This is a genomic window from Rhodococcus sp. 1R11, assembly GCF_004563845.1.
Taxonomy (GTDB): Bacteria; Actinomycetota; Actinomycetes; order Mycobacteriales; family Mycobacteriaceae; genus Rhodococcoides.
On record NZ_SPNG01000005.1, the window covers coordinates 362,343 to 385,390 of the forward strand.

Genomic DNA, 23,048 nt, shown 5'->3' on the forward strand with positions numbered 1-23,048 from the left:
TGCCCACAATGCAGGTCGGGACGGTGCTGCCGCGATGCATGCGAGGAGGAGTGCCGGTGATGCGAAAGTCCCCTTCGCGGTCGATGTTCCGCGACGGTGCCGGAAATCTGGCGTTGATTGCGGGCATCGTCGCGGTCGTCTGCGCGTTCGTGCCGTTCATCGGAGACTTCGTGACCATCCCGGCCGGGGTGGTCGCGGTGGTCAGTGGCTGGATCGGTCTCGGCCGTGCAGTCGAAGGCGACGCGTCCAACGGTCGCGACGCTGTGATCGGTGCGGCGCTCGGTGGCATCGGATTGTTCGTCGTGTTCCTGACCTTCGCGGCCTCGTCCATGTGATCGCGACCGTCCCGAGCCGGTAGCGACGGAGAAGGCCGGATCGGACTACGCGCCGAGCTCCTTCTTCACGATCTTTCCGACGGAGTTCTTCGGTAGAGCGTCGTGGACGACTGTCCGGGTCGGCCTCTTGAACTTGGCCAGGCTCTGCGCGCAGTGTGCATCCAGCTCGTCGACCGAGATACTGCGACCGGCTCGGGCAACGACGTGTGCGACGGGCACCTCACCGTAGATCGGATGCGCCTCGCCGACGACGGCCACTTCCAGGACGTCGGGATGGGATTGCAGGACGTGTTCGATTTCGCTCGGTGCGATGTTCTCTCCGCCGCGAATGATCATGTCCTTGAGTCGATCCACCAATACGAGATATCCGTCCTCGTCGAGAACTCCGATATCGCCGGTGTGCAGCCACCCCTCTCGAACGGTCTTCGAGGTCACGTCCGGCAGGCCCAGGTATCCCTGCATGACCGTCTCTCCGCTCACCAACACTTCACCGGTCCGGCCAGGAAGGGAGCTAGGACCGTCGGGTGTATCGATCGCGATGTCGATACCGGGTAGTGCGATGCCGACCGTGCCCGGCTTACGAATCCCGTTCGGCGGGTTGATCGTTGCCGCCACAGTGCATTCCGACAGGCCGTACCCTTCGACGACCGGCACGCCGAAGATCGATTCGAACGACGCGATCAGGCCGGCAGGCATGGGCGCTGCTCCACAGATGACGAATCGCAGCGACGAGATATCGCGGTCGGTCGAGCCGCGGTCCGCCAACAATGAGTACATGGTGGGCACAGCGGAGAAGTAGGTGGGCCGGACAGTCTCCACGTTGTCCCAGAACGTGTCCGGCGAGAAGCGTGGGGCGATGTGCACACGTCCGCCGGCTCGCAGCGGAGCGACCGAGCCGACGACGAGTCCGTTGCAGTGGAAAAGCGGAAGCACCAACAGGCTCGTATCGGCATCGGTCAATTCGCAGGCCGTCACGATCGCGGCGCTCATCCGGTCGACGTTGCGATGAGTCAGCACACAGCCTTTCGGCCGTCCCGTCGTTCCCGAGGTGTAGACGATCAACGCAGGTGCCGAGCTGTCGACAGGCCCCGTTCGACCGTGCGCGACGTCCATCTGCGGCGTCCGGGGACGACGGTCGCGGGAATCCACGTCGATGAACGAAATACCCTGCGCACGTCCGAGAGTGCAGGCTCGCTCGCTGCCGACGAGCACCCGGGCGGTCGAGTCCTCGAGCTGGTAGCGCACCTCGTCGTCGGTGAGTGCGGGATTGACGGGCGTCAACGTTGCTCCCAGCACCCATGCCGCGAACATCGTGGTGATGATGTCGATGCGATTCGGGAGCAGCACTGCAACCACATCACCCGCTGCAACCCCCGCGTCGACGAGTTCGGCGGCGACCGCATCGACTTCGAGCCCGAACTCGGCATTGCTCAACCGAGTGGAGTCGTCGGACAGACACGCGCCGTCGGGGTCGTTGTCGATGCGGCGGTACATGTCCTGCAGAACAGGCGAGGAGGCGTCGAGAATTGGCAGCATGTGACGTAGGTTACGGATTGCCCACTCGAAAGACTTCGGTCCAGCAGCACAAAAACCGTGGATAATTTGTAGCCCGAAACGTAAAGGAACACCGTGCCGACACCTGCCGACATCTCGCCTGCCTCCGCCGAAGCGGTGCGCACTCACGTGGCCGCGGTTGCCGCGCACCTCAATGCCCGGCTGGCAGATGTGGTGGCGCAGATGCGCACGACACTCGCGTCGCGCATCACGGAACTGAACAACGAACCTTCGCTGATCGAGTTGCTGGGATCGAGTATCGAGGGCAACGTCGACACGATCCTGCACGCTCTGCAGCACGACATCGGCGGTGCCGGATTCGAGCCGCCGGCGGCGGCCATCGAATATGCGCGCCGGCTGGCTCAGTGGGGCGTGCCGGTCAATGCCCTCGTTCGCGCCTATCGACTCGGACAGCAGTTTCTGCTCGATCGAGCGTTCGAGACCTCGATGTCGCTGGCCGCGCCGGACCCGGTTCGGATGGAAGCGCATCGCGTGATCGTCGATTCGGTGTTCGACTACATCGACTGGATCTCGCAACGGGTGGTCGCGGTGTACGAGACCGAACGAGAGTCCTGGCTGGCGGATCGCGAGAATGCTCGACTCGATGCGGTGCTCGATCTCCTGAACGGCAAGGGGTCGGTGGATGTCGTCGAGCGAGTGACCGGGTATCGACTGCGCGGACGACACCTGGCCGTCGTGGCCTGGGTCGGCGAGTCCGCCGTTCGCGGAGACCGGATGCGCAGGTTCACCACCACCATTCGCGCTCTGGCCGCGGACGTGGACAGTCCGGCCCCTCCCCTGGTGGTCGGACGCGACGGCGCAACCGCGTGGGGATGGATTCAGATTCCCCCGAACGACACAGATCTTGCCGTCGTTCTCGATCGCATCAACACTCGACCGCGGACCGAGGACGCACCCCTGTTGGCGGCCGGGGCCATCGGACTCGACGCGGCCGGGTTCGTCACATCCCACCGGCAGGCTCAGCGCGCCCATCACGTGGCCGTTCTGGGTGGCCGAGGCCGAACTATCGAACGCTACGACGACCCCGGGTTGGCCGTGGTGGACCTGTGCGCTCGCGACCCGTCGGCACTGCAGGCCTGGGTCCTGACCGTCCTCGGACCGCAGTTGGCCGCCGACACCACACATGCCGAACGACTGCGCACCACGTTGCGGGTCTACCTCGCGTGCGAACGGAGCCTCTCCGCCGCGGCTGCGGTGATGACGATGCACAAGAACTCGATTCGCTACCGCGTCGACAACGCCGAGAAGCTGCTCCCCCGGCCACTGTCCGACGACCGACTCGCCGTCGAGGTTGCCCTCACCGCATGTCAGTGGCTCGGGGCTCGAATCCTCGCCTGAGAGTGCGCTTTGTGTCGACGTCACAAAAACCGAGGTGAGCCTCGGGTCGGCGAACCATTGGGACCGCCGATAGGAACCCCGTAGCTTTCTGTGGTGCAGGACACAGTCCGATGGTTGCATCACCGCAACCCGAGCCTCGGGCGAAAGGGCTGACTCCTGCTCCTTCATCCTCAGCGCTCGCTACAGAAAGCTCACTCATGGGATTCAAGAACGGACAGTTTCCACCTGTCGACCTCGAAACCTTCCTCGACCGGCCTCTGCTGGAACGAGTGAAAACCCTTGCACTGCATTGGGTCGACTACGGCTTCGGCTCGCCGAAGGTCATCCCCACCACCTACGTCGTCAAGCTCCTGGTGCTCTACATCGGGATCGGCCTGACTCTGGCGACATTGACTTCCGGCGTCGGGATGCCGTGGGACGTCGGCTCGTGGTGGAACGACATGATCGTCTACCAGAAGTTGGTCTACTGGACGATGCTGCTCGAAACCGTCGGACTCGCGGGGTCATGGGGACCGATCGCCGGCAAATTCAAGCCGATGACAGGCGGAATCCTGTTCTGGGCGAAAACGGGAACAATTAGGATGCCTCCCTGGCCGGGCAAGGTGCCGTTCACCTCGGGTGACACCAGGACGCCGCTGGACGTCGTGCTGTATCTCGCGCTCCTGGTGAGTCTCTTCGTACCCGTCATCGCGCCCGGAACACCGCCCGGTGCATTTACCTCGATCCTGCCCGAGGGCATCGGCAACCTCGTCGATCCACGCTGGGCCATCGCGCCGGTCTTGCTCACCATCGTTGTGGGCCTTCGTGACAAGACGATCTTCATCGCAGCCCGCGCCGAGCAGTACGGTCCCGCGATAGTCCTGTTCGGTCTGGTGGGAATTCTCGGTGACAACGCCATCGTCGACCTCGTCGTCGGACTGAAACTGCTCATCTTCTCGGTGTGGGTCGGGGCCGGCATCTCGAAATTCGGTGCGCACTTCGCCAATGTCGTTCCGCCCATGGTCTCGAACAGCCCCTGCATTCCCACTCGTTGGGCCAGGCGCAAGCACTACCGGAATTTCCCGGACGACATTCGCCCCTCTGCAACGGCCAAGTCGATCGCGCACGTATTGGGCACCACCGTCGAGATCGCAGTACCGATCGTGTTGCTGCTCACCACCAACACGACCGTCGCACTCGTCGGAGCACTCCTCATGGTGGCATTCCACCTGTTCATCATCTCGACGTTCCCACTCGCGGTGCCGCTCGAGTGGAATCTGTTGTTCGCCTACGCAGCGGTATTCCTCTTCGTCGGACACCCTGCAGGACAGGGATTCTCGATCTTCGACGCCTCCCCGTGGTTCGTGGCGACAGCACTGGTGTGCTTGTTCTTCTTCCCGGTTCTGGGCAATCTACGCCCGGACCTCGTGGCCTTCACGCCCTCGATGCGCCAGTACGCAGGCAACTGGGCCTCCGGTCTGTGGGCGTTCGCACCGGGTGCCGAGGACAAGCTCGATCAGATCGTGCGCCCCACCCGCAATCAGGTACGACAGCTCGAAGCAATGGGCTACCCGCCTGCCGTTGCCGAGATCACGATGCAGCAGACCATCGCATGGCGCTCGATGCACAGTCAGGGCCGCGGATTGTTCTCGCTTCTGATTCGCAACGTTCCCGACATCGACCGATGGACGGTGCGTGAAGGCGAATTCGCCTGCAACTCGATTATCGGCTTCAATTTCGGCGACGGCCACCTGCACGACGCCTCCCTCATCGCAGCAATTCAGCGACGCTGCAACTTCGAGCCGGGCGAGTTCGTGGTGGCGTGGGTCGAATCGCAGCCCATCCATCGAAAGACGCAGTCGTACAAACTCATCGATGCCGCTCTCGGCGTCATCGAAACGGGTACGTGGAACGTCGACGACGCGGTGTCCGCCCAGCCGTGGCTACCCGACGGCCCCATCCCCCTGTCGGTGACGTGGCGGCGTCGCGCAGACTCGACAACCGCTCGACACTCCGCACCAGAGGCGTCGGCAGCGACCGCCGGTGCTGGAGAATCGACATCATGACGCGATCCGCGACGATAGTGGGCAGCGGCCCGAACGGGCTCGCCGCCGCACTTGCTCTGGCACGCGACGGAATTCACGTCACCGTGCTGGAGGCGGAGAGCGAGATCGGCGGCGGCACCCGCAGCCACCGGCCGTTCACCACCGTCGATCTGCTCGTCGATCACTGTGCCGGTTTTCATCCGATGGCGGTGGGTTCACCTGCCCTCGCCGGTCTCGAGCAACACGGGCTGACGTGGCGGTGGCCCGAGATCGATTGTGCACATCCGCTTCTCGACGACGCGGCAGCGCTGCTCCGTCGATCGGTAAACGAGACTGCTGTGGGCCTGGGTGCGGACGGCAAACGATGGAAGGCACTGTTCGGGCAACCGTCGTCGTCGTACGACAGACTGTCCGCAGACCTACTCGGACCGGTCGTGCACCTGCCCCGACATCCACTGCTGCTGGCGAGATTCGGTGCGCCGACTGCTCTGCCCGCTGCGGTGTTGTCACGGGTGTTCACCACACCGCAGGCGCGGGCGTTGTTCGTCGGAGCAGCGGCACACGCGATGCGGCCGTTGACCGAAGTGTTCTCCTCCGCCATCGGGGTGGGAATCCTGACCGCGGGACACCACAACGGATGGCCCGTTGCGGAGGGCGGAACCGCGGCAATCTCACGGGCGATGCACTCCGCGCTCATCGAACTCGGAGCAACCGTGCAGCCCTCGACGCGGGTTGCCTCGCGAGCCGATCTGCCGTCGTCGGACATCACGATCTTCGACACGACGCCGTCCGTGGTGGCAGACGTACTCGGCCAGGAACTGACGACGCGTACACGTCGCTCCTACAACAGGTTTCGGAACGGACCGGCTGCGTTCAAGGTCGACCTCGCGGTGCGCGGCGGAGTCCCGTGGACCGACCCCAGAGTCGCACGAGCCGGCACCGTGCACGTGGGAGGTAGCGCCGAGGACACCATCGCAGCCGAGGCGGCCGTTGCTGCAGGACGAATGCCCGATCGGCCGTTCGTCCTCGTCGGGCAGCAGTTCGTGGCAGACCCTGAGCGCGCGGACGGAGACGTCGTACCGCTGTACGCATACGCCCATGTTCCCGCCGGCCTCGACCACGATGTCACCGACGTCGTGATCGACCGCATCGAACAGTTCGCACCTGGCCTGCGTTCACGAATTGTGGAGACAGTCAGCACATCTCCACAGAGCTTCGCCGAAGGAAACGCGAATTTCGTCGGCGGCGACATTCTGTGCGGTACGTCGTCGCCGACACAATTGCTCCTCGGACCACGGCCCGGCCGAGACCCGTACCGCACGGGAACGCCGGGGTTCTATCTGTGCTCTGCGGCAACTCCCCCCGGCCCCGGTGCACACGGCATGGCGGGATTGAACGCAGCGCGACGAGCTCTGGATGACCTGCTGAAGCGCTGAAACAGCGACACAGCAACACCTTTCGCTTTCTCTGTCGTCAGCGAGAAGGCACTACCTCTGCTTTCCCACGGAAGGACCGAACACAATGCCAATCGACGAATCTCTCCACGGCAAGGTCGCACTCGTCACCGGTGCCGGGGCAGGCCTCGGCGCAGCCATCGCGCGGCGACTGGCCTCCGACGGCGCACAGGTCGTCGTGTCCGACATCGATCTCGACGCCGCCCGCCAGGTGGCGTCCTCGATCGACGGTGCGATCGCCGTCGCGACAGACGTCACCGACGAGGATCAGGTTCGATCTCTCGTCGAGCAGACCGTCGAACACTTCGGCAACCTGCACATAGCAATTCCCAACGCCGGCGTCGGCGAGGTCAGAGCGATCGCACAGATGTCGTACGCCGATTGGCGGCGCACCACCGCTGTCAACCTGGACGGTGTCTTTTTGACCATCCGGTATGCCGCACCCGCGATCGCAGCATCCGGCGGCGGCTCCATCGTCACCATCAGCTCGATCACCGCGACGGCAGGTTCGGCGCTGCTCGCGCCCTACGCCGCCAGCAAGGCCGCGGTGAGAAATTTGACCGAAACTGCCGCAACGGAGTTCAGGGCTCAGGGTGTTCGGGTCAACGCCGTGTTACCAGGGTTCATCGACACCGCCCTGGTCACCAAGGCAGCCCCCGATTTCGAGGCAGCTCTCGGGCTACCGGACGGAGGGTTCGACACCCTCATCGCCGACAAGCAAGGGCGCTACGGCACTCCGGAGGAGGTGGCAGCAGCTGTCGCGTTCTTCGCATCACAACAGTCGTCGTGGTGCACGGGAAGCAGCCTCGTTCTGGACGGCGGACTGGTCGGCTCACTGCTCTGAACGCCTGACGGGAGTTCGAGGACGAAACGCATCGGCAGAGGTTTGCCGATGCGTTTCGTTCACTCAGGTGGGACGTTCTCTGTCGCCTGCGATCGAATCAAACGACCGCGCGCCGATCGAGCACATTCCGCGCGGGTGGAGCTGCAGTATGACCAGTGAAAAAGAACCCCCATAATGCGACGGATCCGTACGACGATGAGTGCCGTCGACGCCGAGGAGCGAGGTCGCATCCGTGGCGTTCCGGTTCGAGTCGGTGTGGGGCCCAGGTGTGGAAACCGCGCACGCGGGTAACCGATGGACAAGGAGCCGTTCACGCGGACGCCAAAACCTCTGTTAAATCGCGCGTTTCGCGATCGGAGCAGCGCACACAACCGAAGGATCCTCAGATGTCCAACAGAAATACCCTCGTCCGTTCGCTGCACGATCTCGGTGCTGCTGCCTGGTTCGGCGGCTCGCTCATGGGTGCCGTCGGCGTGAACGGTGCTGCCACTGCGGTGCAGGATCCACGCGATCGCGCACAGGTTGCCGCGGCAGGGTGGGCGAAATGGGCTCCGGTCAACGCCGCGGCCATCGGTGCACATCTCATCGGCGGGGCAGGCATACTCATGGCCAACCGCGGTCGTGCTCGTCATCAGCAGGGTGTCACCGCCAATACCAACTTCAAGATCGCCGTTACCGGTGCCGCCCTCGCCGCCACTGCATACAGCGGCGTTCTCGGCGCGAAAACGACCAAGGCTCAGGGCCATTCGATTGATTCGGCAACCGAGCCGTCAGCAGGCACCCCACGCGAGGCCGCCGCAGCACAGAAGCAATTGAAGTACCTCCAGTGGGCATTGCCGGTCCTGACCGGAACCCTCGTGGTGCTGGGTGCTCAGCAGGGTGAGCAGCAGAGGCCGACCGAAATTTTGTCGGGAATCGCAGGAAAGCTGGTCGCCCGCGCGTAGAAGCACACGAATGTGTACGACCCCGTCGCAGACCTTGCGGCGGGTCCGACATGTTGAGGCAGTGCCGACACCGGCGTGCAAAGTACGGCGGTTGAGGGGGCCTAGAACTTCCAGCGAAGACCGGGCGTCATCGCGATGTCGGTCACTTGCTGGAGCGTCAACACGGGGTCGGCGGATACATCGACGATGCTGCCGTCGGTCCCGTATACCTCTACGCGACTGCCTCTTTCGGAAGACCTGACATCGACGACCGTGCCGTCACTCAGCGTCCGACGCTCGTCGACCTGCCCGGCAAAACATGGACCGGCAGATTGGTCGGACGTCGACAGCCTCACGTTCAGGTCACCCACGGCTCCGCCCAGCGAGATACGCCCATACGCAGAGGCGCTGAAGTCGAATGTCAGTGGTGGGAACATGGCATCGGGTTCTACCGTGGTCCCGGCGGGAAGGGCTCGCGCCAAAGCGGACGACTTGGCTGCTGCGTCGAACCCCGCCGGTGCGGAATCCGGACCGACAATGGCGTAGTTGATTCTCTGCATGTCCTCGGGCTGGACGACCTCCGCACAGCCGGGTATCGACACGGCGTCGGGTTGCGGATCGTGGAGAAGACCGGCGACTACGACGCCTGCTGCCACGGTGCCGACGATCACCGAGACTGTCGTCCACACCGACTTCGGGTCACCTGGACTGGTCATCCTGCCAGTGTCCCACCGCCGGCGATGCACCCCAGTGCCCCCTGTGCAAACGCACGCAGCCTCCTCGCGTCGAACACCTCGGCCGGCACACCGAGGGTGGATTGCGACCTCGAAGCTCACACCGTCCGCGAAGTCCTGAAGGACTCGAGGCCGTCGTCCCCAGAAACGCTGAACGACCCGTACCGTCTAGCGAGACGGCCACAGTGCGGCAAGTCGGCGCTCGGTCGCTTCCAGCGCAGAACGCTTTATCCGCAAGCAGTCTGCTGTTCGCTCGAGTTCGACTCGGAGAGTTGGGCACACGTGCAGCGTCGGCTTGTCCGCACCGGTATCGACGCAGTCCACGTAGCGTTCGATGACTTCGGTGGTCAATCCCGCCGAGATCAAAATGTGTATCTGCTCGACCACGCCCACTGCTGACTCGTCGTAATGTCGATAGCCGTTGCTGTCGCGTCGTGGGACCAACAGATGCCGTTGCTCGTAATGCCGCAGCGACCGCGCACTGACCCCCGTCCGCTTCGCCAATTCACCGATCAACATGTGCACTCCACGTTCGACTTGACCTTCACACTGGTGTCAACGCCTATGGTCGCCATTGTGACCACAGACGTATCGGGGCCCCGCGCGATCATTATTCACGGCTATTCCGCCACACCGCTGGATCACTGGTTCGGGTGGCTTGCCGACCGCCTGGAGCGCTCCGGCTTTCAGGCCACCGTGCCGGCGTTGCCAACACCTGAGAACCCCGACTCGATCGAGTGGACCGACGCCGTGTCGGCTGCAGTGGGCGAGACGGACGAAGCAACGATGGTGGTCGCGCACAGCCTGGGATGTCTTGCCACACTGCGACATCTCAAAGGACTCCGTCGGCCGTGGCGTCTGGGGTCCTTGGTACTCGTAGCGGGTTTCTTGAAACCGCTACCGGCTCTACCCGAGTTGGACACTTTCATCGGCGACGGCTGCGACGTGTCCGGAATTGCCGACAGGGTCGATGTGCTGACTGTGCTGCGCTCCGACACTGACGCCTATGTGCCGGTCGAGTTCACCGACGGCTTGGCCGAGAAGTTGGGCACGAAAGCGCGAGTGGCACCAGGGCGCGGTCACTTCTTGGGCTCGGACGGGGTGTGTGCGCTCCCCGAAGTCCTGGACTCGACAATTCCCCGGCACCTCGAATGACGGCGCATAGCCCACAGGCGTACGACGGCATACATCACCTCGACCAACCATCCGGCCGATATCGAACAAAGGCTCAACCTCACTCGCCCACGCGTGTGAGCCTCCGTCCCATCCTGAGCGGCGGCGGGCAGGGCCGAGTGGGCTAGAATCAACTCGTATACGTTGCGCCCCCATGGATTTCGACACAATTGGTCACCGCTCGTCGTCGATTCCGGCACGCCCTCGTCGGCGCGAGTGCTTCTTCTCGACATGACCACCTTGAACTCGATGGCGATGGTCGACGACACCGTTGTCGACGTCGAGGCAGGTGCCTCCATGCAGGACCTACTCGCCTACCTCCACACGCACGGTCGCGCAGTGCTTTCCGCGCCGGCACCGGGAGACGTCACCGTCGGAGGTGTGCTCGCAGTGGGTGGGCACGGTAGCGCCGTCGCTTCGGCCGCCGAACAGGGCAACCGGTCGTTGCCGTTCGGTTCGGTGAGCGACCTCGTCGAAACCATCTCGGCCGTTGTGTTCGACAGCCGCACCGGTACCTATATCGAGAGGACGTTCACCCGTTCCGATCCCGAATGTTCCTCTTTACTCGTGCATTTGGGGCGTACTTTGGTCACGCGCGTTCGTCTGTCGACGGTGCCGACGCACAACCTGCGGTGTCGGACCTTCACAGACATTCCGACTCGGGAGCTGTTCGCAGCACCCAGCGTTGCAGGCCCGCGGTCGCTGACCGCAATGCTCGACGACGCAGGTCGAGTCGGAATCATCTGGTATACCTTCACCGATCGACCGTGGATTCAACAATGGTCCGTCTCACCCACTCGCCCGGCCGAATCACGACCGACCACAGGCCCATTCAACTTTCCGTTCGCCGACAACCTGCCCGATCCGATTCCGCAGATTCTCGGCCGAATCGTCGAAGGCAATACTGAGCTGGCGCCGGCATTCGGGGATGCCGTCATCGCTGCCACCGATGCAGGCCTCACCCTGACGGGTGCTCGCGACATGTGGGGTCCGGCCAAAGACTTCATTCACTTCGTCAGGCCCACAACGCTACGCGTCACAGCGGCCAGCCATACGGTGATCACCCGTCGAGACAACGTTCAGCACGTGGTCCACGAGTTCACCGAAGTGATCAGCACGATGCTCGACGAGTACGCCGGACACGGCGAGTACCCCATCAACAGCTGTGTGGAAATCAGGGTGACCGGGGTGGATTCTCGATACCCGGTCGACAGAGCTCCCGCCCTCTCCCCCGCTACGCCGGTACCCGGACGCGCCGACTTCGATACAGCGGTGTGGCTCGACACGCTGACTTTGCCGGGCACCCCTGGGCACGCGGACTTCTACGCGGACCTCGAGCAGCGCTTCTTTCGACCCTTCCCAGCCGAACTCGGAATCGTTCGACCCGAGTGGGCGAAGCGCTGGGGTCACGGAGACGGTGGTGCGTGGACCGACCCCCACGCGCTCAGCCACGAAATTCCCGACGTGTATCCGCAGTGGTCGATAGCTGCAAATACGTTGGCTGCTCTCGACCCACACAATCTGTTCACCACGTCGCTCACCCGACGGTTGGGACTCTGAACCAGACGTCCGGACCCGGGCACCACTACACGTCCCATCGATCCACGATGGGCGACTTCACAAGGAGAAGAACATGTTCGATCCCATCATCACCACCCTGACTCTCGCCGGCGGCCTCGGAGCCCTCGTGATCGGTGTCATCCCCTACGCGATCAAGGGCCTTTTGTTCTGACCGTACGCAATCCGAGAGATCGGGCTGCACGATGATCGTTTCCCTCCCCGGGCCTGATCATCGTGCAGTCCCTTCTTCTCGAACTCGAAGCAGTGACACCACCGAGGCGCGACTGGCAACAACAGGCGTGGGAAGGCGACCGATGACACCGACAGGCGCACAGAACCCGTGCTTGGCCGAGCTCATGGATGCTCGCGGAATGCGAGACAGTATCGATTTGCTTCCACATCTGGCCGCCCGCGGTGTGCTCTTGACCGAGCCACAGGTTCGCAGACTCGTTGCGCGGCGTCCGATGCTGATGTCCCTGACCACGTTGATTGCATTGTGCGACATCTTCGGCTGTTCGCCGGCCGACTTCGCTCCTTCCGACGTGCACCGCGCCGAATACCGTAATCGTTTGCCGCAGAACGAAACTGTTGTCGATATCAACACTGTGCTGGACACTCGGCGCGCCCCGTGACCGACTGCTGATCGATGCGACCGGCAGCACCTGCCGATACGCAGACTGCGCAATACGACACGAGAAGTGGAAACAATTTTCGCGCGGCGGCCATTTCATTTCCGGCGGCACAGCCGGGCGTCGGATGTGCGAGAGTGTCCAAATCTGCAGCGCACTGCTGCATCGGTCAACCGGGATACGGTTCGGATCGCTCGAGGTCGAAGATTCCCAGTGCCAGTTGTCCGGTCTCGTCGATCGGAATTGTCGCTGATGGTGTGGGCGCTGCGATCAGCCCGGAGACGACTTCGGGAGGGAAGTCAGGGCGCCCGTCTGTGAGCCACGCGAGCACACGCCCGCTTGCGGCGTGCAGCACCGCCGTAGATGTTCCAGCGTAGGTAGCGGTTGCCTGAAGTGCGGCGCGTGGAAGTAGCTCGTCTTCTACGGCGGCGGTCGGCTCAGGGAGGCGTACGGATACCGCAAGGATGGCCGGTCCATCGAAGGTCGCCACGACCCGCATCGTGTATCGCTCGACGGTCCCATCGGTGCGGATCCAGTCTCCGGCGAAGCGATCGCCGACAGTGGCACCGTGGACGTCCGCGGCGGTGCGACGGATATCGGACAGTCGAGCGCATCCGGAGAGCCAGTCGGTCATCGTGCCGGTCTTCGGGTCGTCGACGAAGCTCGGCGAGATCGGATCGGCCAGTTCCCATGCGAATGCCCACACCGGGGGCTCGGGTGGTGGCGTCTCGGTGGCGTCCCCGATCCACATCAATATCGCGTGTACCTGTCGAGACGGCCCGAGGACGGGCTGTGCCAGCGCCAACCGCGGCCCGCCGACGTCGAGGAGTACCTGCGATTGTTTCAGGTTGTTGAGGACGGTATCGAGTAGTTGCAGCACCGTTGTGTAGACCGAGCCGCGGAACATATTGGAGACCGGTCGCCATTGCTTGGAGCGCGCACCGACCATGACCACGGCGGGGGTCGATCCCGAGGTCTCGACCAGAAACCAGCCATTGTCCACGACACCCTCAGTCTCCAGCCGAGTCGACGAAATCGGCAATGGGCGGCAACGATATCAGTGCTCCTGCGTCCAGCGCAGCGCGAAATGACCCTCCAGAACCTTGCGCATCAGTGTGATCTGCGAACTTTCGCCGGCCCACGCGACGTATCCGTCCGGTCGGACGACGACGATCTCTGGGTAGAGCTCGGGCAATCCCTGGGCGACGACTGTGTCGGCGAACGGGATGGCTGCCGTCTCCTCGAGAGCCGAACGTGCTTGCGCACCGACAAGTATCACGATTCGGCCGCGGGCCAGAAGCTCCGACACGGTTGTCCGTGTGCCGTCGACGTCGATTTCGTGGTCGGGCAGGAACGACCCGTCGAGCTCGCTTTCCGACAGTCCGGGGATATCGTGGCGCAGGGAGTGACCGTTGATCTTGTCGCCCAACCAATCGTGAGTATCTTTGTGGCACAACATCTGCGAGACCATTCGACGCAGTGGGTCCTGTGCAGGATCTGGATTCATGATCGCCGACTGAAGACGCGTGTTGTCGATGACCCACTGCCCGACAGGTTGACGTTCGGTGGAGTAGCTGTCGAGCAGGGCGTCGTCTGCGGCACCGGTCACCACAGCGGCAAGCTTCCATCCGAGGTTGACCGCGTCGGAGATTCCGGTGTTGAGGCCCTGCCCACCGAGTGGGTAATGGATATGGGCAGCGTCTCCGACCAGGAACAGTCGACCGTCTCGATAGTTGTGCACGATCCGGCTGAAGTCACTGAACCTGTTGAGGTAGTGCGGCGACTCGAGCTCGACGTGCGAACCGACCACGCGGTCGATGGCGGCTCCGAACTCCTCCGGTGTGACCGGTGCATGCCGGTCGGCGGCTGGACCGTCGAACTCGAACACAATTATCCGGCTGTGTCCGTAGCGGTTCAGGTTGAGCAGCGTCCATCCGGCGTCGGTGCGGTTCCATCCTCCACGGAGATGCTCGGGGTACGGCAACTGCGCGAGGCCCAGGATCGCGCGCATCGTCGGCGCGTATTCGGTTGTCGTGAACTCACCCGAACGCAGTACCGTGCTGCGGCCGCCGTCGGCACCGACCACGTAGCGCGCTGCGTACCGCTGCTCGGTGCCATCGGCGTCATGTGCAATGACGAGTGCCTGGTCGGCGGACTGTTGCACGGAGGTGACCGTGATGCCTCGGATCACCTGTGCGCCATGCGTTTCGGCCTTCGCTGCGATCGCGCGCTCGAGTTCGGCCTGAGCAATGCCCATCATGACCGGCCCGTCGATGGTTCGCGACCGCAGCGTCAGCCACGGGTATCCAGCGAACTGGAACAGCTCCGAAGAGATGGTCGTGTGATCGTTGGTCCGGCGTGGGACGGCGACGACCTGTCTGCGCGCAAGGGTCGCGATAGCGCGCGCGTGATAAGTCCCGGCCTTGGGGTACTCGTTCACGGCATCGCGACTCTCCAATACCACCGCCGAAATGTCGTGCAGCGCCAGCTCGTTGGCAATGAGCATCCCTACCGGCCCGCCGCCGACCACGATCACGTCGTACATCTACACAATTCCTCTCGCACCGAGATCCACCGGCAGGACGGCAGGTCGCCGCAGTCCGGTTCCTAGATCCCATTCGACATTCGACGGATCCACACGCAGGGACAGGTCCGGGTAGCGCGTGACGACCCGGGTGAGTATCGCGATCAACTCCGTCTGCGCCAGCGCCGACCCCATGCACCGATGCATGCCATACCCGTATTGCAGATGCCGACCACGCGGGCGATCCAGCCGGATCTCCAACGGTGCATCGAACACCGCCGGATCGCGATTGGCCGCGTTGATGTGTGGGTAGACGATCGCCCCGATCGGAAGCCGACCGGCCGTGGTGTGGAGAGAACGGGTCAATTCACGCGGGAACGACCCCGGCGTTCCGAGCGGCATGAGCCGCATGATCTCTTCCACCAAGTCAGATACGAGGGAAGGATCGTCGACAACTTGTGAATACAGATCCCGATGCGCCAGTGCGGCATACAGCGTTTTCGCGAGCATCGTCGCGACGTTGTTGTCCCCTCCGAGGACGATTCCCATCACGGTCCCGCTGATGAGGGTGTCGTCGATGGCGGCAAATTCCGGTTGCCGGGCCCGCCGCTTGTAGGTGGCGAGCAGTCCGGTGTCGTCGTGTTCGGTGTCGTCGGCAACGAGTTTCTGGACCCAGCCGTACAGCTCTACCCACGAGTCGACGATGAGAGGTATCTCGTCGCGACGAGCGAGCTGGATTCGTCGACCGAGCTCGTTCATCCACGGCGCATGGTCGAGCGAGATGCCGAGCAGAGTGCACACCATCTGCGCCGGCACGACACGGAAGACCTGAGCCATGACGTCGGGATCGGCCATCGCGTCGAGCGTGTCCAACGCAGCATCGGTGAGGGCGAGGATGGTGGGTTCGAGTCCCGCGATGGCGCGGGCACTGAACTCGTGAGACACGAACTCCCTCACCACACCGTGCACCGGGGCGTCGAGATTGATGAGCACCTCGGGTGCCCAGTTGGTGGGCATGAACGACGGACCGCCATCGACGTTGCAGAGCGTGCGGCTGGCAGTCCGGTCGAGCATCAACGTCTTGACGTCCTCGTATGACGTCAGGCAGATCGCACTGTGTCCACTGGGCAGCTCTATTCTCTGGTGCCCGTCGCCACTGGCGAGTTGCCGGACGTACGGCGGCGGGGTGTCGAGATTCGGAATGTCGGTCACCAGAGGGTTTGTCGATGTGCCGTCGGGGCGGTGGATGGTCTGGGTCATTGCTGGATCTCCTCGCGATCGAGAGCGGTATCGGCATCGAGGACCGGATCGGCCGCGGTAGGTGTCGTCGAAGCATCGACGGGGCGGCGCAGCAGGAGTGTGACGGTCACGGCGAGGACAAGAGACAAGGCGGCGAGCACCCAGAGCAACGGAGTGAACCCGTCGGCGAACGCGGCTCGCAGCAGACCGGTGTCCACCGAGCTGTCGATACCTCCGATCTCCCCGGTGACGACCTTGTCGACGATGCTCTCCCGCTCGCCGGATCCCAGGGCGGCCGGCAGGCGGTCGCGGACCTGACCACCGACGCCCGCAGTCAGCGCGCTTGCAAACACCGCCACGACGACGGCCTCACTACCCAGCCGCACCGTGGACACCAGACCTGACACCATGCCCGACTTGTCGGCAGGCACCGATCCGATCGCCTGACCGTCCACCAGCCCGACGCCCAACCCGAACCCCAGGCCGAGCAACAGGAACGGGACGACGATGGTGCCGATGTTCTGCTCGGTACCGACCAGAGTGAGTACGGCCGCACCTGCGACGAACAACAAGACGCTGCCGCCGAGGATGATCCACACCGGTATGCCACGGGTGTGCATGGCACCGGCGATGAGCGGGCCGACGATGACCGGCACGGTCATGATCAGCATCACCAGACCTACGGTCCCAGTGCCCAGCTGCCATACCGTCGACAGGAACGTCGGGTAATAGGTGAGTAGCGTGACGAAGCCGACTGCGCCGGCGACGGGGACGGCGAGCAGACCGACGAGCCGGGATGATCGCAGCAGCGTCAGGTCGAGCAACGGGTGAGCGGTGGTGAGTTCGATCCGGATGAACGCCGCGAACAGTGCCACCCCGGCGATCAAGGTGCCGAGTGTCGCAGGCGAGTGCCATCCCCACGAATCCGACTGCACCACAGCTGCAATCACCAACGTGAGTGACGCGGCGAAGGCGACCGCGCCGGGGTAGTCCAGCCTGCCGGTGGACTGGGCAGGCGTGTCGTGCACCTTCGACGCGATGACCAAGGCTGTCGATACAGCGATGACGACGGCGTTGAACCAAAAAATGCCTGACCACCCCACCACGGCGATGGCGGTCGAGGAGATCGTCGGCCCGAGACCGAGTCCCACTCCTGCGGCGGTGCCGAACAGCGCGAACGCGCGCGCCGCAGCAGCACCGTCGAAGGTGATGGCCAACAGTGCTCCTGAGCAGGCAAAGATGATCGCGGCCCCGATGCCGGCGAGCGCTCGACCGACATCGAGCAGCAGTAACGACGGTGCAACAGCGCTGAGGACCGCCGCCCCGGCGAACAGCGCGCCGCCCAGGACCAGGCCGCGTCGGCGGCCGAGATGATCGGCGATGGATCCAGCGACCAAGCTGAACACTGCGAAAGTGAGATTGAAACCGTTGACGACCCACTGCAGCAGTGCCGGATCGGAGCCGAGATCGGCCGCGATGTGCGGTAACGCCACACCGGTTCCGGACACACCGGTGGGTACGACGACGACGCCGAGCAGGATCGCCGCCAACAGAAGGTTGGGTTTGGCGGACGATGTGACTGTCGAGGACGATGCGGGTGCGGTCATGCGCTGGTCTCCCTGTCTGCGATATCACCGAGATCTGCGCGTAGCAGCGCAACGAGGTCGGCGAGGGTTCGATCGTTGTCGACGAAGCGGACTGCTCCCCAACCGAATTTGCGTGCGGCGGCACAGTTCGATTCGAGATCGTCGATGAGGACGGCGGTTCCAGGGGCGGCCCCGATCCGAGTCTCGGAGATCGCGAAGATCTCCGGCTCCGGTTTGCGACACCCGACGTCGTAGGAGTCGACGATCGCGTCGACGTCGTCGTCGAGTCCGACCATCGGGCGCCAGTGGGCCTCCCACTCGCGGACGTTGTTGGTGAGAATCCCGACTCGGTATCCCTGCGCCTTCAGCTCGTAGACCAGGTCGCGCATCGTCGTGTTGACCTGATGGCCTGCGAACCACTGTCGACCGAAGTCGCTCTCCGCCCGCGAGACGTCGATCCCTCGGGATGTGAGCCATCGGTGCATGCGACTCACCCACTCGGCCTCGGTCAGCAGGCCGAGTTCGACGGGGGCGAGCACCTCGACACCGAGACCGTCGGCGACGCCCGCCATCGCTGCTTTGAGATCGGCTGGGCTGATACCTGTCTTGCGTTCGTAATCGACGAACAGGTCTTCGATGGGGGGCGAGAGCACGCCACCGAAGTCCAGGAAAACCGTCGTGTATCGCGACGCGGCGGATACCGGCGGGACGGTCCCGACGTGCGCTGAGGCGGTCATCGCGCGACCGCCACATGGCTGGATGCGTGCGACCGATCGAAGAGCACTTCACAGGAGGCGATGACTACGCCTTCCTGCGTGATGTCGATGTCGAAACCGACACTCTGGTCGCAGGTGTCGGTCTGCGGCCGGACAAGCGCATCGGTCGGTAGGTCGAGCTCGCCGAATCGGATGAATGTCGCTGACAGAGAACGTATTCGGAGCCGTCGTGCACTGAGTCCGAAGTACTCGTCGGCACCGATGATCCCAGCCTGGCGTACCGCTTCGAAGAGGACCGCTCCGGGGATGTGATCGAGCGGGTGGTCGAACAGACTCGGGTGATGCTGGTCGACGAGTACATCGATGTCGACGCCGCCCGATACGTGGCGTGCAGCACCGACGACAACATTGCGACCCAAGCTACGGCCGAGGGCTTCCGGCTCATGCGCACCGACCAGCGGGTGGGGGTGACGCCCGGGCAAAGGGCTTATGCCGCTGCGATATTCGGCCAGTCCCAGCTTTGCCCGTCCCGATGTTCGGACCCGAGACCAGACAGATTTCGGCATCCACTGAATCGACATGGTCATGGTGACCGCGGTCGTCCCGGCAAGTGTGACCGTCATGTCGAGTGTGATGCCGATGATCGTGGTGTCGCGGACCTTCTCGCCGACGATCACCGCACTCAGCTCACCGTTGCCAGGGGCGGGCGTCACCGTCATCGCATCATCCGAAACAACGGTGAAGGAACCGGCATTGAAAATGAAGGACTGGTCGAACTCGACTCCCACGTGGCGATGGGCGATCAAGATCGACGCCTGCCGAAAGCACTCCAGGACGAGCAACGGGTCGTATCGGCCGGCAGCGGGCCCGACGTGATCGCTGTAGTAGCTGTGCGACTTCGGAAGATGAATACCGACGCGAAAGTTGGGGTACCGATCGCAGATGATGTCGGTGAGATAGACCTCCGACAATGCGTCGCGGTGCACGTGTTCGCGCGGGACCAGAGTCGAATGTGAAAGTGGGGGGTAAAGAGTAGATGTCACGGTGAGCCCCTTGCTGAAGGTTCGGACGGAAACACAGACGCGAGGTATTGCTGGGCACCGCACGGGCACCGATCACGTCTGCGATTTGTCTCAAGCGATCCGGCAGGTCTCGGGCTTGTAAGCAAGGGGCTCTCAAGCGACTCTGTTCGGACTGGCAGTAGCTTAGCGCGCGCAACGAGTTCCGTCGCGCCCGAGAACCGACTGAGCATGAAGTCACACTGTCGGATCATGAGTGACTTGCTGCACAGATATTCGGCAGTGGCGCACGTCATGTGTTGGTGTCGTGTCGATTCGATATTCGGCCCGCATAGTGGTCCGATGACACCGAACCGACGATCGGTTGCCGTTGTCGCAGCGGGGATGGCCGTGGAGGGCTACGACTGGGTGACGTTCCTTACGCTGCTTCCCTACATGACCCACGAGCTGTTCGGTGGCGACGAAACCGGGATGACAGTCGGCCTCGCAATCTTTGCCGCCGGGTTCGTCTCTCGTCCGGTGGGGGCTTACGTCCTCGGGAGTATTGCTGATCGACGAGGCCGCACAACGGCGTTTGTCGCCTCTTTGTGGATCGGGGCCGGCGCGACTACCGGAATGGCCATCACGCCCGCGATGGACGGAGTGGCCTGGGCAGCTCCGGTGTTGTTGTTGATCTTCCGTGTCATTCTGGGTGCCGCACACGGCGGACAGGCCGCGGTGGTCAACGCGCATATGTACGAGATGCATTCTGGCGGGCGGAAATTGGACCCGTCGGCGTTGATCTACACGATGGCCGCGGGTGGAAAAGTGGTGTCACTGACGGTCACCCTGGTGACGATTGCCTCGCTCGGTGATGAGCAGATGGCCGGGTGGGGCTGGCGGATTCCCTACGCGGCCGGAGCGGTGGCAGGTGCGCTGCTGGCGATAACCGCAACCCATGGCACAGACGCCGCTCGATCACGATCCGAAGAGGTGAGCACCGCGCCGAAACTCCAGGGTTCGGCGATGCTGGCTCGAATGGCGGCAGTCTGCGCGCTCACCGCGGGAACCACTCTCTCCTACAACATTTGGGTCGCCGGCACCGTTCCCTATGCAGTCACGCATTTGGGCGTTAGTGAATCGACCATGGTCGCAATATCTCTCGTGCAGACGGTTGGTTTCGCTGGACTGGTTGTTTGCGCCGGAGTGCTGATGCGGCACCGACCCCGCACCGGGCTGTACGCCGCCTCCGCGGTCACCAATGCAGTATTCGCTTTGCCCGTGCTGTATCTGACCCGGCCATCGGCGACACTGGCGATGTACTTGCTAGGCACGTCGCTGGCAACGGTGGCCTTGGCGGGACTGTGTGCGGCTTTGCCCGCGGTTATCAGCGCCCTTTTTCCGCGATCGAGTCGCGGGGTCGGTAACGGTCTGCCCTACGCCGTTGCCGTTGCATCGATCGGCGGGACGGCACCGAGCCTGCGCGAGACGTTCTCATCGAACTACACAGTCTTCGCGTTGTACGCCGCGGCGACGTGTCTCATCACGGCGGGCACAGCAATCGTGGTCGACCATCGATCAACCGGGCTGCGACGCTGAAGGCCACTTACCGCAGCATCATCTGAGCCAAGTTTTCGATCGCTCCTCGCCGCTGCCGGTCGAGCAGTGCGCCGTCGCCGAAACTTTCGTTCCGATGTCATGTGTCCACTCAGAGTTCGCTGGGAATGTACGAACGCCTCTGGACATCGAAATCTCGTTGCTGAGGTCGAAGCGCACCCACACGAAGCAATCCGTCGATCGGCCACCAACGTTCACACGAGTCCACATCACTCGACACTTCCGACGCAGTGCAGGTCGTTTGTGTTGAGTCGAAGGCACATCCAGCACATACAAAAAGCCCCTGACCTGCGGACGTTCGCAGATCAGGGGCTTTCTTCTGTGCGCCCGAAGGGATTCGAACCCCTAACCTCTTGGTAGTGGCTCACACAGATTTACGGACCGATATGGATCCACATACACCATCCGGCCAGGGGTTTTTGCAATTCAAGTATCCACCGAAGTTCGCGTGGAGCCACCCGAACCGAGATCAAAGTGTCGAGTAAGTGTTGAGCGAGTTCCAGGGTCGAGCGTCCTGCGAGGTCTCACGCAGTCCATCAACGTCTGCCCGGTTAGCGGGCCCGGTGCCACCTAGGCTGGACCCTTCCAACTGGTCGGTGCGTCGACGAGCACGGAGGTCCGACGACGCAGCAAGTGACTGCGCATATCGGCACCGATCTCGCCGTGCGAACACGATGGCCTCGGGCGCGCCCGACCTAAACGACAGTTACCGCACCGTAAAGAAAGGTTGACGAAGGGGCCGAGACTGAGCCCGTAGGCCACACGTCATTTGTCGCGGTTACGCGTTGAGGCGCTGGGTCCCTTCTGGGCAACGAGTTGGTGTCCGATCGCTGTGCTCGATGAGGTGTACGACGGCGGGGTCTTCGTGCGCCGGATCTCGGGCTCGGTGTGTCAGGTGCTACCACCGCTGTCAGATGAGCCGATGAGTTGCAGGGTGCGTTCGAGGAGCTGTTCGATGCGGTCCTCGACGTCGTCGACCAAATCCGTTACATCGGCCAACGCCGCCGTGTGGGCGCGGCGACGTGCCTCGACGCCTGAGCGGTAGTAATCGGAGTCGAGTTCGACAGACACCTGGCTCCGGCGCGGCGATCGCGTCACTCCGACCGGCACCACCGTCGGTGGGTCTGATGATGGAGAGAATGCGAGGTTGGGGTGGCTATTGGTTGCCGAGTTCATCCCGTCGCCTGCGTAGACGGGATCAACTGCAGTATGCCGATCACTGCGCGGCGGAACGGTTCTGGTGACTGTGCGCCCCGCGCGAGGACATAGGCACCCTGTCTGAGCGCGAGGACAGCAGTGGAAAGGGCTTCTACGTCCAGGTCGGCCGGTAGCTCACCTGCGGCGTGTGCTCGATGCAGAACTTCTCCGATGCTGGCCTGGATCCACTCGAACATTTCTTGAATTGGTTCGCGCAGCGCATCATTGGAGGCAACCTCCGCATCCTGCACCAGTCGACCGAGCCTACAGCCCCGCAGGACGTTTTCGTCGATGGACAAGAACGCCGCAACTTTGTCCCGAGCGCTGTTTCCGCTCGCGAGTCGTTCGGTGATCTGCGCCTTCAGCTCTTCGCTCATGCGGTACTCCGCCGCGACGGCGAGCTCGGACTTGCCGTCGAAAAAGTGATACATGCTGCTCTGGCGGGTACCCGCCAGTTTCTGAACAGCGCGTGGACTGGTCCCGGCGTAACCGTTCTCCCACAACAATTCCTGCATGCTCGCAATGAGCCGCTCTCTGGTTTCCACCACCTCAGTGTACCTCGAGGTACACTTCTGGACCTGT

At 63.3% G+C, this 23,048-nt stretch carries 21 protein-coding genes; 10 read left to right on the plus strand and 11 right to left on the minus strand.

The annotated features are described in order from the left end of the window. Positions 1–59 precede the first annotated feature (59 nt). Positions 60–335: a hypothetical protein gene (locus tag E4P29_RS11735; RefSeq protein ID WP_135044783.1), complete on the plus strand. Its 276-nt coding sequence runs from the start codon at positions 60–62 to the stop codon at positions 333–335. A gap of 45 nt (positions 336–380) precedes the next feature. Here the strand turns inward: E4P29_RS11735 and E4P29_RS11740 are convergent, their stop codons facing one another. Then, on the minus strand, positions 381–1,871 hold the full coding sequence (locus E4P29_RS11740; RefSeq protein ID WP_135044785.1) for an AMP-binding protein: 1,491 nt from the start codon (positions 1,869–1,871) through the stop codon (positions 381–383). Positions 1,872–1,964: 93 nt separating this feature from the next. On the opposite strand from E4P29_RS11740, the gene E4P29_RS11745 reads away from it, so the two are divergent. From E4P29_RS11745 to E4P29_RS11765, 5 genes are all read left to right on the plus strand, one after another. Then, positions 1,965–3,248 (plus strand): helix-turn-helix domain-containing protein, encoded by a 1,284-nt coding sequence (locus E4P29_RS11745; RefSeq protein WP_135044787.1) that lies wholly within the window; start codon positions 1,965–1,967, stop codon positions 3,246–3,248. 197 nt (positions 3,249–3,445) lie between these two features. Beyond that, entirely contained in the window at positions 3,446–5,293 is a 1,848-nt protein-coding gene (locus tag E4P29_RS11750; protein ID WP_135044789.1) for a DUF3556 domain-containing protein, read from the plus strand. Next, positions 5,290–6,708, plus strand: a complete 1,419-nt coding sequence (locus E4P29_RS11755) for an NAD(P)/FAD-dependent oxidoreductase (RefSeq protein ID WP_135044791.1) — start codon at positions 5,290–5,292, stop codon at positions 6,706–6,708. The genes E4P29_RS11750 and E4P29_RS11755 overlap by 4 nt, the downstream gene beginning before the upstream one ends. An 85-nt stretch (positions 6,709–6,793) precedes the next feature. Next, entirely contained in the window at positions 6,794–7,570 is a 777-nt protein-coding gene (locus E4P29_RS11760) for a glucose 1-dehydrogenase (RefSeq protein ID WP_135044793.1), read from the plus strand. 386 nt (positions 7,571–7,956) lie between these two features. Further along, the gene (locus tag E4P29_RS11765; protein ID WP_135044794.1) at positions 7,957–8,514 is read left to right on the plus strand and encodes a hypothetical protein; all 558 of its coding nucleotides are present in this window, start codon (positions 7,957–7,959) and stop codon (positions 8,512–8,514) included. A gap of 101 nt (positions 8,515–8,615) precedes the next feature. Here the strand turns inward: E4P29_RS11765 and E4P29_RS11770 are convergent, their stop codons facing one another. Then, complete coding sequence (locus E4P29_RS11770; RefSeq protein ID WP_135044796.1) at positions 8,616–9,209, minus strand: hypothetical protein; 594 nt, start codon at positions 9,207–9,209, stop codon at positions 8,616–8,618. Between the two features lie 186 nt (positions 9,210–9,395). Further along, complete coding sequence (locus E4P29_RS11775) at positions 9,396–9,746, minus strand: MerR family transcriptional regulator (protein WP_135044798.1); 351 nt, start codon at positions 9,744–9,746, stop codon at positions 9,396–9,398. Positions 9,747–9,803: 57 nt separating this feature from the next. Between E4P29_RS11775 and E4P29_RS11780 the strand changes: the two genes are divergently transcribed. The 3 genes from E4P29_RS11780 (at position 9,804) to E4P29_RS11790 (ending at position 12,592) form a co-directional block, all read left to right on the plus strand. Continuing rightward, positions 9,804–10,382, plus strand: a complete 579-nt coding sequence (locus tag E4P29_RS11780) for an alpha/beta hydrolase (protein ID WP_245154273.1) — start codon at positions 9,804–9,806, stop codon at positions 10,380–10,382. A 147-nt stretch (positions 10,383–10,529) separates the two neighbouring features. Further along, positions 10,530–11,960: a cholesterol oxidase substrate-binding domain-containing protein gene (locus E4P29_RS11785; protein ID WP_280634541.1), complete on the plus strand. Its 1,431-nt coding sequence runs from the start codon at positions 10,530–10,532 to the stop codon at positions 11,958–11,960. Between the two features lie 314 nt (positions 11,961–12,274). After that, positions 12,275–12,592 carry a helix-turn-helix transcriptional regulator gene (locus E4P29_RS11790; protein ID WP_167735449.1) on the plus strand — a complete coding sequence of 106 codons (318 nt, stop codon included), beginning with the start codon at positions 12,275–12,277 and terminating at the stop codon, positions 12,590–12,592. Positions 12,593–12,758: 166 nt separating this feature from the next. Here the strand turns inward: E4P29_RS11790 and E4P29_RS11795 are convergent, their stop codons facing one another. Genes E4P29_RS11795 through E4P29_RS11820 form a run of 6 tightly spaced genes read right to left on the minus strand, consistent with a single transcriptional unit; the run spans position 12,759 to position 19,697 of the window. Further along, on the minus strand, positions 12,759–13,592 hold the full coding sequence (locus E4P29_RS11795) for a GAF domain-containing protein (protein WP_135044806.1): 834 nt from the start codon (positions 13,590–13,592) through the stop codon (positions 12,759–12,761). 54 nt (positions 13,593–13,646) lie between these two features. After that, positions 13,647–15,134: an FAD-dependent monooxygenase gene (locus E4P29_RS11800; protein WP_135044808.1), complete on the minus strand. Its 1,488-nt coding sequence runs from the start codon at positions 15,132–15,134 to the stop codon at positions 13,647–13,649. Further along, positions 15,135–16,373: a cytochrome P450 gene (locus tag E4P29_RS11805; RefSeq protein WP_135044809.1), complete on the minus strand. Its 1,239-nt coding sequence runs from the start codon at positions 16,371–16,373 to the stop codon at positions 15,135–15,137. Next, positions 16,370–17,959, minus strand: coding sequence for an MFS transporter (locus E4P29_RS11810; RefSeq protein ID WP_135044810.1), 1,590 nt, complete (start codon positions 17,957–17,959; stop codon positions 16,370–16,372). Before E4P29_RS11810 ends, E4P29_RS11805 begins: the two co-directional genes overlap by 4 nt. Then, the gene (locus E4P29_RS11815; RefSeq protein WP_032392937.1) at positions 17,956–18,675 is read right to left on the minus strand and encodes an HAD family phosphatase; all 720 of its coding nucleotides are present in this window, start codon (positions 18,673–18,675) and stop codon (positions 17,956–17,958) included. Before E4P29_RS11815 ends, E4P29_RS11810 begins: the two co-directional genes overlap by 4 nt. Continuing rightward, positions 18,672–19,697 carry an AfsA-related hotdog domain-containing protein gene (locus tag E4P29_RS11820; RefSeq protein ID WP_167735450.1) on the minus strand — a complete coding sequence of 342 codons (1,026 nt, stop codon included), beginning with the start codon at positions 19,695–19,697 and terminating at the stop codon, positions 18,672–18,674. Before E4P29_RS11820 ends, E4P29_RS11815 begins: the two co-directional genes overlap by 4 nt. Before the next feature lie 318 nt (positions 19,698–20,015). Between E4P29_RS11820 and E4P29_RS11825 the strand changes: the two genes are divergently transcribed. Next, positions 20,016–21,251 carry an MFS transporter gene (locus E4P29_RS11825; RefSeq protein WP_167735451.1) on the plus strand — a complete coding sequence of 412 codons (1,236 nt, stop codon included), beginning with the start codon at positions 20,016–20,018 and terminating at the stop codon, positions 21,249–21,251. Between the two features lie 909 nt (positions 21,252–22,160). Here E4P29_RS11825 and E4P29_RS11830 read toward each other — a convergent pair. Both E4P29_RS11830 and E4P29_RS11835 read right to left on the minus strand, forming a co-directional pair. Continuing rightward, the gene (locus E4P29_RS11830; RefSeq protein WP_135044816.1) at positions 22,161–22,340 is read right to left on the minus strand and encodes a hypothetical protein; all 180 of its coding nucleotides are present in this window, start codon (positions 22,338–22,340) and stop codon (positions 22,161–22,163) included. A gap of 101 nt (positions 22,341–22,441) precedes the next feature. Continuing rightward, positions 22,442–23,011, minus strand: a complete 570-nt coding sequence (locus tag E4P29_RS11835; RefSeq protein ID WP_135044818.1) for a TetR/AcrR family transcriptional regulator — start codon at positions 23,009–23,011, stop codon at positions 22,442–22,444. Positions 23,012–23,048: the final 37 nt, after the last annotated feature.